Origin of the sequence: Streptomyces sp. TLI_053, from assembly GCF_900105395.1 — a bacterium.
GTDB lineage: Bacteria > Actinomycetota > Actinomycetes > Streptomycetales > Streptomycetaceae > Kitasatospora.
Window position 1 is genome coordinate 2,753,114 of record NZ_LT629775.1, and the last position, 14,554, is coordinate 2,767,667.

The 14,554-nt window shown below is 75.1% G+C and carries 9 protein-coding genes and 1 pseudogene; 2 read left to right on the forward strand and 8 right to left on the reverse strand.

Going from position 1 to position 14,554, the window contains the following annotated elements:
* Positions 1-72 precede the first annotated feature (72 nt).
* From BLU95_RS10955 to BLU95_RS10965, 3 genes are read right to left on the reverse strand one after another with little or no spacing between them, the layout of a single operon-like run.
* Positions 73-738 (reverse strand): response regulator, encoded by a 666-nt coding sequence (locus BLU95_RS10955; protein ID WP_093859851.1) that lies wholly within the window; start codon positions 736-738, stop codon positions 73-75.
* Positions 726-2,210, reverse strand: coding sequence for a sensor histidine kinase (locus BLU95_RS10960; RefSeq protein WP_093859852.1), 1,485 nt, complete (start codon positions 2,208-2,210; stop codon positions 726-728). Before BLU95_RS10960 ends, BLU95_RS10955 begins: the two co-directional genes overlap by 13 nt.
* Before the next feature lie 9 nt (positions 2,211-2,219).
* A complete protein-coding gene (locus BLU95_RS10965; RefSeq protein WP_286158625.1) occupies positions 2,220-3,191 on the reverse strand; it encodes a DMT family transporter in 972 nt (323 codons plus the stop codon).
* 230 nt (positions 3,192-3,421) lie between these two features.
* On the opposite strand from BLU95_RS10965, the gene BLU95_RS10970 reads away from it, so the two are divergent.
* A complete protein-coding gene (locus BLU95_RS10970; RefSeq protein WP_093859854.1) occupies positions 3,422-4,315 on the forward strand; it encodes a LysR family transcriptional regulator in 894 nt (297 codons plus the stop codon).
* A 331-nt stretch (positions 4,316-4,646) separates the two neighbouring features.
* Positions 4,647-5,846 (forward strand): carbohydrate-binding protein, encoded by a 1,200-nt coding sequence (locus BLU95_RS10975; protein WP_173862249.1) that lies wholly within the window; start codon positions 4,647-4,649, stop codon positions 5,844-5,846.
* A 54-nt stretch (positions 5,847-5,900) separates the two neighbouring features.
* On the opposite strand, the gene BLU95_RS10980 is transcribed toward BLU95_RS10975, so the two are convergent.
* From BLU95_RS10980 to BLU95_RS11000, 5 genes and pseudogenes are all read right to left on the reverse strand, one after another.
* Complete coding sequence (locus BLU95_RS10980; protein ID WP_093859856.1) at positions 5,901-8,930, reverse strand: ATP-binding protein; 3,030 nt, start codon at positions 8,928-8,930, stop codon at positions 5,901-5,903.
* The gene (locus BLU95_RS10985; RefSeq protein ID WP_093859857.1) at positions 8,930-10,894 is read right to left on the reverse strand and encodes an HSP90 family protein; all 1,965 of its coding nucleotides are present in this window, start codon (positions 10,892-10,894) and stop codon (positions 8,930-8,932) included. Before BLU95_RS10985 ends, BLU95_RS10980 begins: the two co-directional genes overlap by 1 nt.
* 97 nt (positions 10,895-10,991) lie before the next feature.
* The gene (locus tag BLU95_RS10990) at positions 10,992-12,008 is read right to left on the reverse strand and encodes a hypothetical protein (RefSeq protein ID WP_159424855.1); all 1,017 of its coding nucleotides are present in this window, start codon (positions 12,006-12,008) and stop codon (positions 10,992-10,994) included.
* Positions 12,009-12,315: 307 nt separating this feature from the next.
* Entirely contained in the window at positions 12,316-13,197 is an 882-nt protein-coding gene (locus tag BLU95_RS10995; protein ID WP_093859859.1) for a geranyl diphosphate 2-C-methyltransferase, read from the reverse strand.
* A gap of 15 nt (positions 13,198-13,212) precedes the next feature.
* Positions 13,213-14,412: pseudogene (locus tag BLU95_RS11000) on the reverse strand (family 2 encapsulin nanocompartment cargo protein terpene cyclase); the annotation flags it as partial.
* Positions 14,413-14,554 lie beyond the last annotated feature (142 nt).

Genomic DNA, 14,554 nt, shown 5'->3' on the forward strand with positions numbered 1-14,554 from the left:
GGTTCGGGAACGGATCGACCGGGTGGCCGAAGCTCCCGGCACCGGCCACCCGGTCCGGACCCCGAACGGCTGCTACTCGCCCTGGAGGTCGGCGAGGTGGGCCAGGACGGCGAGCACCCGGCGGTTGCCCTCCACCGGGTCGAGGTCGAGCTTCATGAAGATGTTGCCGCAGTGCTTGACCACCGCCGCCTCGGTGATGTTCAGCCGGGCGCCGACGGTCTGGTTGTTGAGGCCCTCCGCCATCAGCCCCAGCACCTCGCGCTCGCGCGGGGTCAGCCGGGCGATCGGGCGGTCCGCGGACTGCTGGCGCAGCAGCACCCGCACCACGTCCGGGTCGATCACGGTCTCGCCCGCCGCCACCCGCCGCAGCGCGTCCAGGAATTCGGACACCTCGCCGACCCGGTCCTTGAGCAGGTAGCCGAGTCCGGCCCGCTGCGCGCCCGCCGCCCCGAGCAGCCGGGTCGCGTAGGGGGTGGCCACGTACTGGGAGAGGACCAGGACGGGCAGGTCGGCGTGGCGGGCGCGGAGGTCGAGCGCGGCGCGCAGCCCCTCGTCCCGGAAGCCGGGCGGCATCCTGACGTCGGTGACGACGACGTCCGGCCGGTCGGCGTCCACGGCGGCGGCCAGGGCGTCCGCGTCGCCGACGGCGGCGGTCACCAGGTGGCCGCCGCGGGTGAGCAGTTCGACCAGGCCGGCCCGGAGCAGCACGGCGTCCTCGGCGATGGCTATCCGGAGCACGGCACCTCCAGCCGGAGCCTGGTCGGCCCGCCGGTCGGACTCGTCACCATCAGTCGTCCTCTCAGGATCGCCACCCGGTCGGCCAGTCCCTGCAGTCCGGCTCCGGCGGCCGGGTCGGCCCCGCCGCGGCCGTCGTCGGTCACCTGGAGCACCAACTGGCCGGCCGCGACCCGGCCGTGGACGGTGACGGCGGTGGCGCCGCTGTGCTTGGCGGCATTGGTGAGGGCCTCGGTGACGGTGAAGTAGGCGGTGGTCTCCACGGGGCCCGGCAGTCGGCCGGGCAGGTCCAGGTCGACCTCGACGGGGACCGGGTGGCGTTGCGCGACTTCGGCGACGGCGGCGGCCAGGCCGTGGTCGGTGAGCACCTGCGGATGGATCCCCCGGACCAGGCCGCGCAGTTGCTCCAGCGCCTGCCGGGCCTCGCCCCGGGCCCGGTCGACCAGCGCGAGCGCGCCGGGCGGGGTGTCCCCGCTCCCGGCGCCGCCACGGCCGGCGTCCCCGCCCCCGCCGGCCCCCGCGCCTTCGCGCAGTTCGTGTGCGGCCAGGCCGAGCGTCATGGTGAGGGCGACCAGCTGCTGCTGGGCGCCGTCGTGCAGATCGCGTTCGATGCGGCGGCGCTCGGCCTCGAAGGCGTCGGCCAACCGGGCCCGGGACCTGGTCAGTTCGAGGACCTGGCCACCGGGATCCTCCTCCCGCGGACCGAGCAGGAGCCGGGCCAGCCTGACGTGGGCGGTGGCGAGCAGCGCTCCGGCGTGGCCGCCGAGGTAGAGCCCGGCCAGGCCGACGGCGGTGAACGGGAGCGCGTGCAGCGGTCCGGGCACCGCGTGGCCGGGGATCAGCATCACGGTCTCGGGGGCGAGCACCCGCACCACCACCGGGCTGACGACCAGCGCCGCGGAGAACAGCAGCAGGGCGGTCAGGCCGAGCGCTGCGGCGGCGAGCGACGGGGCGACGAGCAGGGTGTGGGCGAGTTCGCGCCAGGTCGCGCGCTCGCGCAGCCGGGTGCGCAGCCGGGCGGGGCGACCGGCCCCGGGGAGGGCCCGGTGCGGGTCGGGCACCGGAGCCGGTTCGACGAGCCGGAGCAGGCGGCGTTGCAGGGCCCCGGCCGGCAGCCCGGAGAGGGCGACGGCGAGGAGCAGCGGCAGGCCGACGCCGACCACCGAGAGCCCGAGGCCGAGTGCGGCCAGGGCGAGCAGCAGGACCGCCGTCACCAGTCCCAGCAGAGCGCCGGCGGCCAGGTAGGCCCAGCAGCGCAGGGAGTCGCGGGTGAGCGGGAAGCGCAGCGGTCGGGCGCGCAGGGCCGCCTGGACGGCGACCTCGGTCGACCGGTCGGCGGCCCCTGCGGCCCCGGCGTCGGCCCCGACGGCGGCCCCGACGGCGGCGGTGGCGGAGGAGAGGAACGAGGAAGGGGCGCCGACCGCCCCGGTCGCGCCCGCCCCGGTGTCCTCGGCCGTCGCCCGCCCCGTGCCCATCGCCCCACCCTAACCGACCGGCTGACGCGCCCTTCGGCCCCGGAGCAAGGACGGTCCTCGACCGCCCCCGGCCGCCGGTGGCCGGGTGAGCGCGACGGCGGCGATCACCGCGAGGCCGCCGGCCAGGGTGTTCCAGCCGACCGGTTCGGCGAGCAGCAGCACCCCGAGCGCCGTCGACCAGAGCGGGGTCGCATAGGTGACGGCGGCGGCCACGGCCGTCCCCGCGGTGCGGACCAGGCCGAGGTTGAGGACGTAGGCGACACCGGTGCCGAGCGCGCCGAGCACCAGCAGGGCGGACGCGGCCCCGGCCCCGGGCCAGTGCGGGGCGCCGGCGGCCAGCGGGGCGGCCACGGCGAGCTGGGCACCGCCGCAGGTGATCTGGACGGTGGAGAGGGCGGTCGCGGAGTGCGGACGGTCCGCGAGGTGCCGGCGGAGGTAGGCGAAGCCGGCGCCGTAGCAGCAGGTCGCGGCCAGGCAGGCCAGTCCGCCGGCCACCGCGCCCGCGCCGCTCCCGTGCGGTCCGGCGTCCCCGGCCGGTCCACCGGCCGCTCCTCCGGCCGAGGCACCGCCGAAGCCGTGCCACACGCCCAGTACGGTGAGCACCCCGGCGAAGCCGAGGGCGAGTCCGGCGAGCCGCCGTGGGCCGGGCCGGGGCTCCCCGGGTACCACGGCGAGTGCGAAGAGCAGGGTGAACAGCGGGGTGGCGGCGTTCAGCACCCCGGCCGGTACCGAGCCGACCAGGGTCTCCCCGTAGGAGAAGAGGACGAACGGCACCGCATTCAGCAGCACCGCGGCGACGGCGCTGTGGCCCCAGACGGCGGGGTCGCGCGGGACGCTCTCGCCGCGGACGGCGAGGATCACCCACAGCGCGCCCGCCCCGAGCAGGCAGCGCCAGGCCGCCACCCAGACCGGGGGCACCCCCGCCTCCACCGCCACCTTGATCAGGGCGAAGCTCGCGCCCCAGATCGCCGACAGTGCCACGAACCCCGGCCACCAGCGCCCTCGCACTCCGACCACCCGCCTCTCTCCGGCCGTCACCCGGCCCCGACCCGCTCCGTCACCCGCTCCGGCCCGGCCCGACAGCGCTCGGCCGCCGCCGCCCCGAAGCCGCGGCCCGCCCGCCCGCCCGCCCGTACTCGATGGACAGAGGGTCGCGGGTCGGCCGACCATGAGTCCAACAAGTGACGGTGCCGCACGAATGAGGAACTCTCATGACCGGGGAAGTGAACCTCGCCCAGCTCAGGGCGCTGGTCGCGGTGGCGGACGCGGGCGGCTTCGGGGCGGCGGCGGCCGAGCTCGGCGTGAGCCAGTCGGCGGTCTCGCACGCGGTGGCCGCGCTGGAGCGGGTCCTCGGCGCGCCCGTACTGCACCGGGGCGCGCCCGCCCGTCCCACGCCACTGGGCGCGCGGATCCTGCCGCACGCCCGGACGGCGGTCGCCTCCGCCTCGGCGGTCCGGTCGATCGCCGAGCAGCACAGCGGCGGGCTGACCGGCACCGTCCGGCTGGCCGCGCCGACCACGGTCTGCCAGGGGCTGCTGCCGGCGCTGCTGCGCGACTGGCGGTCCGAGCACCCCCGGCTGACGGTACGGGTCTTCGAGGGCGAGGACGACGAACTGGCCGTCTGGCTGGAGGCCGGCACGGTCGACGCGGCGGTCCTGGTGGACGCCGAGCGGCCGCCGCCGGGGGCGGTCCCGCTCGGAGCCGACTCGATGCACGCGCTGCTCCGCCGCGACCACCCGCTCGCGGCCGAGGCGGGCGTCGACGTGGCGGACCTGGAGGACGACGACTTCCTGCTCTCGGAGGGCGGTTGCGAACGGCACATCCGGGACGCCTACCGCCGGGCCGGCGTCCGCTTCTCGCCCCGGCACCGGATCCGTGACCTCAACACGCTGATCGGGATGGTGCACGCCGGGCTCGGCGTCTCGGTGATGCCGGCACTGGCGCAGCCGATGCTGCCGCCGGACTGCGTCCTGGTGCCGATCCGGCCGGCCGCGCACCGCACCCTGACCCTCACCGGCCCGGCCGGGCGGCCGTGGTCCCCGGCGGTGACGGGCCTGCTGGCGGCGCTGCACCCCGGCCACGCCGGGCCCGCCGGGCCGCGCTGAGCGCCCGGCCGGCGCGCGCGGCCCCGGGCCCGATCGCACGCGGAGCAGCGGCCGGGGCGGTTGACGGCTCCTCAGGACAGGTCTATACCAGTGAGGGCCTCGCGGCGGCCCGGCCCCGACGCGGGGCGCCGTCGGCCCGGCGCGCCGCCCCCACTGTTGGCGCGGGTGGGCCGTAGTCCGCCGTTTCCTGGAGAGGCAGATCCCGATGGAACGTGCACTTCCCCCACAACCGGACCGAAAGCCGAACCCGCCCCAGCCCCCGCACCCGTCCGGCCGCAGGCCCCGCCTGCGTTCCCCCCGCGGCGTCCTCGCCGTCGCCGGGGTGCTCGGCCTGGTGGCCGGCGCGCTGGTCGGCGGCGGCCTGGTCGCCGCCGCCGACAGCGGACCCGCGGTCGCCGCGGGTGGCATCGGCAGCAACTGGTACGCCTCCGCGCCCTACCTGATGCCCGAGGACAACAGCCCGCCGGACGTCTCGACGGTGATGGACGCCACCGGCCAGAAGGCCTTCCAGCTCGCGTTCATCCTGGACAAGGGCGGCTGCGTCCCGGCCTGGGGCGGAACGTCCCCGATCGACACCGACACCACCATGCCCGCCGTGATCCGGACCGTCCGGGCCAAGGGCGGCGACGTCTCCGTCTCGATCGGCGGCTACGGCGGCACCAAGCTCGGCCAGACCTGCGGGACGCCGGAGGCGACCGCCGCCGGGTACCAGAAGGTCGTCGACAAGTACCAGTTGAAGGCGATCGACTTCGACCTGGAGGAACCCGAGTACGAGAACGCCGCCGCGATCCGCAACGAGATCGGCGCGGCCCGCATCCTGCAGCGCAACAACCCGGGGCTGTACATCTCGATCACCACGGCCGGCACCACGGCGGCGGGCACCGGCTGGTTCGGCCAGCAGATGCTGAACGAGGCCAAGGCCCAGGGCTTCACCCCGGACAACTACTCGATCATGCCGTTCGACGGCGGCTTCAGCGGCGCGGCCGCGCAGACCGACGCGCTGGTGAAGTTCAACCAGCTGCTGCGCACCACCTTCGGCTGGTCGGAGGCGGACGCCTACGCGCACGAGGGCGTCTCGCTGATGAACGGGCGCACCGACGCGGCCGAGTACTTCCGGCAGGCGGACTTCCAGGCGGTGCTGGACTTCGCGCTCGCGCACAAGCTGGCCCGCTACACCTACTGGTCGGTCAACCGGGACCGGCAGTGCCCGGGACCGGTCGACCCGGGGCTGTCCGGCTCCTGCTCCAGCGTGGCGCAGAACGACTGGGACTTCACCAAGTTCACGGTCCGCTTCGCCGGGGCGACCCCGCCCACCACCCCGCCGACGACGCCGCCCACGACCCCGCCCACCACGCCGCCGACGAGCCCGGGCAGCTGCCTCGACCAGCCCTGGGACAGCTCCACCGTGTACACCGGCGGCGCCAAGGTCTCGTACCAGGGCCACAAGTACCACGCCAAGTGGTGGACGCTGAACGAAGTGCCGACCGCGAGCGGCCAGTGGGGCGTCTGGGGGGACGACGGCCCCTGCTGAGCCGGTGACGGTGGGGCGGGCCGCTACGGCCCGCCCCACTCGCCCGACGGCCCGTCAGTCCGCCAGCCGCTCGCGCAGGTCCGCCAGGATCTCGGCGGCGTCCTCCAGCCCGTACCCGCGGCAGCGCTCGACGGCGGCCGCGAGCCGCGCCCGGGCCGCCGTGCGCCGACCGAGGTCGGTGCCCTCGATCAGCGCGGCCAGCCGGACCGCCTCGGCGCGCGGGGTCTCGGCCCGCTCGCCGCCCGCCTCGTAGGCGGTGATCGCGCGGTCCGCCTCGGTCAGCGCCTCCTCGTAGCGGTCCGCCACCGCCAGGGCGCGGGCCCGCTCGTAGTGGACGGACGCCCGCAGGTACCAGGCGTCCGCCTCGGGCTCCGCCCGCTCGGCCCGCTCGCGCACGGCGTCCGCCTCGGCCAGCCGGGCCAGTGCCTGCTCCAGCCCGTCCGCCCCCTCCCGCTGCACGACGAGCCGGGCGAACTGCCGCAGCATCGCGGAGACGGGACCGGTCTGCGGCCACTGCTCCTGTGCGGCGAGCGCCCGGGACCTCGCGGCGTGCGCGGCCTCCCAGCGGTCGGCGAGGGCGAGGGCGACGGCCGCCTCCGCGGCGACCATGGTGCGCAGGTGCAGGTCCTCGGTCCAGCCTTCCAGCAGAGCGGCCAGCCGCAGGTACTCCTCGGCGGAGTCCCGGTACTCGTCCAGCGTGTACAGACCGCGCGCCAGGTCCAGCCTGGCCTGGGCGAACAGCCGGTCGTCCGGTCCGGCGGCGGCCGCGTCGGCCAGCACCGACTCCAGGACGGCCACCGCGTCGGCGGTCCGGTCAGCGGCGGTCAGCAGGTCGGCGAGCTGCAGCCTGGTCCTGGCGGCGTCACCCGCGGCCGCCGGGCCCTTGCGGTCGAAGCGTCCGGCGGCCTCGGAGAGCGCCCGGATCGCGGCACCGGTGTCCCCGAGATGGGCGCTGGCGTGTCCCGCCATCAGATAGGTGGCGGCGAACGGGTAGGACTCGTCGGCCCAGCGGGCGGCTGCGGCCAGGGCCCGGTGGAGCACCTCGACGGCCTCGGCCTGTTCGCCGTTCTGCAGCAGCGCCTGCCCCAGCAGGCCGTATGCGCGGGGCGTGTGCCAGGGCTGCCCGGCCTGCTCCAACTCGGCTATGACGGTGCGCAGTTCCTCGGCCGCCTCGACGATCCGGCCCTGCCGGGCGGCGACGTCGGCGGCGTACTGGCGGGCCACCGTCAGCCGACGCACGGAGCCCCGGGCGGCGGCCGCCTCGCGGTAGGCGGTGACGGTGAGGGCGAACCGCCCGGCCTGCTCGGCGGGCGGCTCCTCGGGCGGCTCGGGCAGCGCCAGGACGAGTTCGTGGTGCGCGGCGTAGGCGCGGCACTGGAGGACGACCAGGTAGTCGTCGTCGCTGAGGGCGGGGCCGCCGGGCGCGGCGGCCAGCTCCTCGGCCCGGGCCAGTGCGGCGTCCAGGGCCGCCCAGTCCACGGCCGGGGCGGGCCCCGAGGCGCCGGCACCCTCGGCCTCGTTCCCGGAGTCACCCCCGGCCTCGTTGGCGGCCTCGTTCCCGGAGCTGGCCCCGGAACCGCCCCCGACGAGGACGGCGACCAGGGCCCGGGTCCGGGCCGCCAGGGCCCGCCCGGCCAGCCCCTCGCGCTCGAAGAGGTCACCGGCGCCCCGCAGTTCGGCGGCGCCCTCCTCCCAGTCCTCCCGGTCGAGCGCCGCGTGCGCCCGCCACTCGGCGAGGTCGGCGCGCAGCCGGCCGACCGTACCCAGGCGGTCCGCGTCGGCCGCGCCCGTGACCGCGGCCTCGCCCTCGGCGGTGAACCGCTCGTCGATCCGCCGCCATAGCCGGTCCGCGTCGGGGTGCCCGAGAAGTTGCAGCTCCCGGGCGCGGAGCACCAGTGCGGCGAAGTCCTCCGGCTCCGGCTCCACCTCCCGGACCGGCACCGCCGGCACCATCGGGACGGCGGCCAGTTCCGGCGCGGCCGGGGCCCGCACGCCGAGCGCCAGCGGCTCGGCGAGCAGCGGCCGACGGGCGAGCCGGTCGCGGCGGCGGGAGCCCACCGCCCCGGTGCCGTTGCGGGCGTCGAAACGGGCGGCCAGCGCGTCGGCCTCGGTGCGCAGATGGGCGAGCAGGGTGTCGACCGTCCAGCTACGGCCGGGCGGACCGCTGACGGTGAGCGCGCCGTGCCCGGCCCGCTCCAGGCCGGCGATCAGCACCTCGACGCCGGTGAGGAAGTCCAGCCGGCCGCTCGGATCGCCGGTGACGCCGAACAGGTCGCGGTTCTCGGCCAGGATCTCCAGCCCGCGCGGCTCGTTGCCGGACAACGCGCAGAACTCGATGTGCTGGCCGACCGAGCGGACCAGACCGCTCTTGCCGCGCGCGAAGCGGTAGCCGACCAGGTGGCTGGAGCGGGCCTCGTCCAGCCGGCCCTGGCGCAGCAGCGGAAGCAGCGCCTGGGCGTGGCTGACGTGGGGCTCCTCGGCGCAGGTGCTCTCACCGCTGAGCACCGGCCGCCAGGCCTCCAGCGCGGCCGCGTCGTCGCCCTGGCGCACCAGGTGGGTGGCCGCGGCGCGGACCTCGCAGGCGTGGCAGTCGCTCAGCTCGGTGCGCGGCCGGGCCGCCCACAGCTCGTAGGCGTCCTGGACGTCCTCGCCGATGTGGGCGGCGAGGTGGAAGCGCTGGGCGTAGTAGGGCTGGAGGCCGTGGCCGGCGGCGCGGTAGCGGTCGCGCATCTCGCCGTGCCAGCGACGGACCGAGGCGAGCGGTACGTCGGGGGTGCCGAGCAGCGAGGTGGCGACCCACTTGAAGCGCCAGAACACCTGCTGCGTCGCCCACTCGCCGAAGCTGTCCGGGTCGGTGTCCCAGAGCTTGAGGACGCGGGCGAAGACGACCGGGGCCTTGGTCCGCTCGCCGTCGTACTCGTAGGCCTCCATGAGTTCCAGCAGGGCCATGGCGCGCACCGCGGTGTCGTCGAACTGGCAGGCGGCGTCGACGAGTTCCTCGGCCGTGACGGTCCGCTGCCGGCCGTAGGGGCGGGCGTCGTTGTCGCGCAGCGCGGCCATCACCGCGTCGATGGTGTCCAGCATCACGCCTCCTCCTGCCGGCCGTGCGGGTCCTGCGGGCCCAGCGCGCCCCCGCCGCTCCCACCACTCCCGCCGCTCCCGCCGGACCGGGCGGCGGCCTCGTGGCCGAGCATCGCGTGGTCCAGCAGGCTGATGAACGAGCGGTTGAGCAGGGCGCTCTCGCTGGAGGTGAGCGGTCGGCGGGTGAGCAGCACGGCCTGCCCGTAGAGCGTCTCGACGGCGGTGACGGCGAGTTCGCGGTCCACGATCGAGGCGGCCCGGCGCACCAGCGGGTTGAGGTGGTTGAGGACCAGCTGCGCCCGGGGCACCTCGGCGCGCAGCGAGCCGAGGATGTCGGCCCACAACCCGTCGGCTTCCTCGGCGAGTTGGGCGCGACCTCGCTCGTGCCTGGCCTCCCGGTTGTCGAGCAGCAGCGCGGGCGCGCTGGTCGGGTGGAAGCTGCGCAGGGCGACGTCGCAGTCGAACCGGCCGACCACCTCGCGGGCCACGGCGAGGAAGGCCGAGGCGGCGAGTTCGGCGGCCGGGTCGACGGTGTCCAGGTGCGCGGTGACGGTGCTGGGATCGAGGTCGGCGACGGAGGTGCCGGGCCGGATCTCGGGCAGCCGGTGGACGAGGTCGCGGTCGTAGGTGTAGCCGCCGTTGACGACACCGAGCCCGGCGGCGCCGGCGATCGGGGCGACCTGGCGGAACTCCTCGACGGTACGGGTGACCAGGACGACCGGGTGGGTGCGGGCGAACTCGTCCAGGGTGACATTGCCGTCGGTGGTCTCGAACGGCAGCCAGGGCAGCAGCATCCGCAGCAACTCGTCGTCGTAGCGCGCGAGTTCCTTGACGGCCAGGTGGTGCACCGAGATGAAGCGGTGCAGCAGCGCCGGGTCGCTGGCGGACAGGCCGGTGAGCCAGTCGCGGATCCGGGCCCCGAGCGCGTCGCGGACGGCGGCGAGCATCTCGTCGGCGTACAGGCCCTCGCGGGAGGCGGTCGGCCGCAGGCCGTCGGTGTCGACCACGCACCGGACGAAGAACGCCCAGTCGGGCAGGAGTTCGTCGGCGTGGTCGGAGAGCAGCATGCCCTTGAGGTGGACCCGGTGGCCGGCCCGGCGGGACGGCGGGACGGCGTCGGGCAGCACATAGGCGACACCGCGCAGGCCGACCAGCGGCAGGTCCAGCTCGATGGTGTCGAGCGGGGTGAAGTCGAAGGTCGAGCGGCAGTACGCGGCCAGCGCCTCGCGGCGGGCCAGCGGGGAGCCGTGCCGCTCGGCCCACGGCGGGGTGTGGTTGATCCTGGTGGTCCCGCCCCGGCCGTCGACCACGGTGACCTCGTGGCGCAGCAGGCTGCCGAAGTCGCGGGCCAGCGAGACCACCCGGTCGGTGCGGGTCCACTCGGCGGCGTCGGCGCGCGGGGCGAGCCGGACGGTGGTGCCCGGCTCGGGCTTGGCCTCGGCCGGCAGGGTGCGGATGGTGTAGCGGCCGTCCGAACCGCCGCGCCACTCGATGACGGGGGCGTCGGGGGTGGCGGCGGAGCGGGTGACGACGGTGATCTCGTCGGCGACGACGAAGCAGGCCAGCAGGCCGATGCCGAACTGGCCGATGAAGTCGCCCCGGGCGCGGGCGAGTCCGTCACCGTCGAGGCGGCCGTCGGCGTCGCGCTTGGAGCTGCGGCCGATGGTGGCGAGGAAGGTGTGGACGTCCTGCTCGGTCAGGCCGATGCCGGTGTCCGTGACGGTCAGCCCGTGGTCGGTGCGGACGGTGATCGCGGCGGGCGCCGACGGGTCGAGGGCCTGCCGGGCGGAGATGGCGTCGACCGCGTTCTGCAGGAGTTCGCGCAGATAGACGCGGGGGCTGGAGTAGAGGTGGTGGGAGAGCAGGTCGACCAGGCCGCGCAGGTCGACCTGGAAGGTGTGCGCGCTCGTCGGGTTCTCGGATGGGGACACCGGTGGCTCTTTCGATCGCAAGGGCGGTTCGGGCATGGGGAGGGGCGGCACGACGGCTCCCGGCGGCAGCCGCGGCCGGGTCGCGGGGACCGGGCGCCGCGGGACCGGGAGGCCGGGACCGGAGGCCGGACCCCTAGGGTGCGCAGCGGTCGCGGTGGGTGCGGAAGTTCTCGGCCTCGTCGCCGCCCAGGTAGTACCAGGGCCAGTCGGTGACGACGTCGTCGAGGGTGGCGAACACCGCGTGGGCGAGTTCGCGCTCGTCGGCGAGCGAGAGGACCATCGCGAAGACGTTGTGGGTGGCCCGCCAGTCGCGTCGGCGCCGGTAGGCGGGGTGCAGCACGGAGCGCAGTGCCGCCTCGCGCAGCGCGGCCCGGACGGCCGGGCCGGTCAGGTAGGCGTGGTCCTCGCCCCCGGGAAGGTCGAGCCAGTGCTCCAGGTGCGCGAGGGCGACGATCTCGCCGAGCGGGCTGCCCTCGGGGGCGTCGAGCATCGCCCGGCGGGCGAAGGCGTGCATCTCCTCGTGCGATCCGCCCCACTTGGCGCAGAGCTGCTGCAACCGCTGCTGGTGGGAGGCGAGGTGCTCCGGGTCGCGGCGCAGCGCGGCGTCGAAGCGCGCGGTGGCGATGCCGCGGCCGAGCGAGGCACCGCGGGCGCCGATCTGCAGGAAGAACCAGGGGGCGAGCCAGGACGGTTCGCGCTCGGCCACCTCGAGCAGCTGTTCCTCGGCGGTGCCGAGCCGCTCGTGGAAGAGCCGCCACTGCTCCTCGGTGACCTGCTGGGCGCGCTGACCGGTGCGGGCCTCCCAGCCCCAGGCGATGTGCCGGGCGCCGGAGAACAGCAGCAGCAGGGTGTCCTCGGGGTGCTCGGCGACGGCGGCGGCCAGCCAGCGTTCGGTGCCCTCGACGGAGGAGAGCCGGTGGAGCAGCCAGGTCAGTTCGGCGGCGTCCTCGATCTCGGTGAGAACGGAGCCGACCGCGTTCCAGTCGCCGGCGTCGGCGAGGGCGCGCAGCCGGCGCAGTTCCTCGTCGCCGTGCGAGAGGTCGAGCACCGGGGTGAGGCCGCGCGGCGCCTTCCGCCCGAGGCCGCGGCTCCGACGGCCGGCCGGCCCCGGCGGGGCGTCATCGGCTGATCGGCGTCGGAAAAAGGACATGGTGCGGCCCCCTGAGACCTCGTCGACCGGGACGGTCGGCGGATTCGTTCGTATGGCCTCGCAGTGGCCACCCGGATGCACTGCATATCACGCGCCTCCGACGTCCCGTCGACCAGCCCTGTTCCCGAACGCGCCAGGACGTTCCCCGGGCGCTCTCAGGGACTCCCCCGAACGACCCCGAACGATGCCGAACGACCCCGGTCGCTCCCCGGGGCTCGCCCGAACGACCCCGAACGACCCCGGACGCACGGGACCCGGCCCGCCGCCGTGCGGCCGGGCCGGGTCCTCGCCGTGCGGCGACGCGGGGTCAGACCCGGTCGGCGGCGATCAGCAGGTACTGGAAGGAGCCGTCCTTGTAGGAGTTGATGAACGCCTCCTCGATGCCGGTCACCAGCGACGGCACGGTGGCGCGCAGCTCCCAGTACGGGAGGGTGGCCGCGGTGAGGTCGATGACCGCGTTCGGCACCAGGCGGTTGTCGGCCATCGCCTTGAAGTACTCGCGGCGGGAGTGGATGTTGCACTCGAAGTGGGCGTTGATCTGGGAGACCCACTTCGAGGGCTGGCCGTAGGTCGGGTTCCAGCAGCCGGTGATGGTGACGTAACGGCCGCCGGCCGACAGGATCCGGGAGTGCTCGCCGAGCAGGTCCTCCAGGTCGACGTACATGCTGGACTCGTTGTTCCAGGACGCCCGCACGCTGCCGGACGCGAACGGCATGTCCAGCATGTTGCGGACCTGGGCGTGCACCGAGCCGTCGATGCCGAGCTCCTTGGCCCGCCGGTTGCCGAACTCGGCCTGCTTGGCGGACAGCGTGACGCCCTCGACCTTGCAGCCGAAGCGCTGGTGGGCCATCACCATCGAGCCGCCGCGGCCGCAGCCCGCGTCGACCAGGGTGTGCTCGGGGCGGATGTCGCCGAGGTTGTCCAGCAGTACGTCGGTCTGGGCGGACTCCAACCGGTGCAGCTCGGCGACGAGCTTCTTCTCCCGCTCGCTGTCGTCCGGCGAGCCCAGCGCGGCGTGGTCGACCGCGCCGATGCCGTAGTGGTGGTGGTAGAGGCCGTCGACGTCGCCGAGGCGGAGGTTCACCGGCCGGGCCTCGTGGTCCCAGTAACGGGCGATGTCGCCCTGGTACGGGGTGGCCGGACCAGGGACGGCGGTGCGGTTCACGGGGGTGGTGTCGGTGACGGACACGGTTCAGCTCCTTGGTTACCAGAAGTCGGGCAGGCTGTAACGGAAAGTGTTGGTCTGATGCCAGTTGTGGTTGCCGTCGACCCACGCGGCGACTCCGCGCAGGAAGCGCACCACCACCGGGACGGGGCAGGTGGCGGCGAGTGCGGCCGCCTCCGCCTCGAAGGCGTGCATGAGTTCGTTGTGCACCTCGACGGCCTTGAGGTAGCCGTCGCGGTCGCTGACCCCCTCGCGCTCGGAGATCACCACCGGCAGGTTCAGGTGGGTGCCCGGACTCGACAGCTCCTTGGTGTACGAGTACAGGTCGTTCACGATGGTGGTGGCGTTCGAGGCGAGCGCGATGACCCGTTGCATGGCGGGGCGGGCGTGCAGGTCGGCGGGCAGCTCGTAACCGCCGACGGTGTCCGTGATGGTCGGGCAGGGGCGGAAGTTGTTGAACTGGCGCATCGCCAGGTACTCCCACACCTCCGGCACGTGGTCCTCCTGGGCCCAGGCGCCCTCGGCGAGGTAGCCGAGGTGCAGCCGCGCCATGTCGTGCCGGAACCGGTCCGACTGGGCGGCGGTGGCACCGCGGTCGAAGTGGTCCATCGCCGAGCGGTAGGCGCGCCGGGGCGCGTCGGCCGCCAGGGACTCCGCCCAGGCGCCCTGGTACTCGGCGGTGGTGTGCAGCGGGTCGAGCGCGGTGTGGGCGAGCAGCAGCCGGCTGCCGAGGCCGACCGGGGAACCGCCGTGGTCCTCGCAGTAGTAGTCGTCGACGGCGTTCTCGGCGACCATCAGCCGGGTGGCGATCATGACATGGTCGACGCTGGGCGCGTCGGGGTGGCAGCCGACCATGTAGCGGCTGACCGAGAAGCCGTCGAACTCCTCGGCGTAGTCCGGCGGGTAGAGCTGGACCTCCTCCTCGGCCCACAGCTTGATCCGCCGGCTCACCTCGGCGACCCGCTCCGCGTCCGGCTCGCCCACCGGGTGGAAGTACAGCCCCGGGATCGGGTCCCCGCTCCTCGGACCGGCCTGTCCCGCGCCGGTTTCGTCGGCCGCGCCCGCCGCGTCGGGTGCCGCCCCGGCCTCGGCCGCCCCTTCGGGGGGAAGCTGACGTGGCGTCAACCTCAGCCCTGCAGTACCGATTCCGCTCGGCCCGCGGAGGATCTGCTCCAGCGCCGTACCGCTCATGACCGCACCGCCGCCCTGCGGCCGGGGTGCGGGTGGTGCGACGTCTGCGGTGTCTCGCTGCTCGTGGCCACGGGCATGGGAGAACCTTCCTCTGTGAAGGGGGACACGTCATGACGGGCCGTCGCCTCGTCCGAAGAAGGGGATCTCCACATCCGGTGGGCCCCGTCTCGCTTGTTGCCAACCGTAGGCG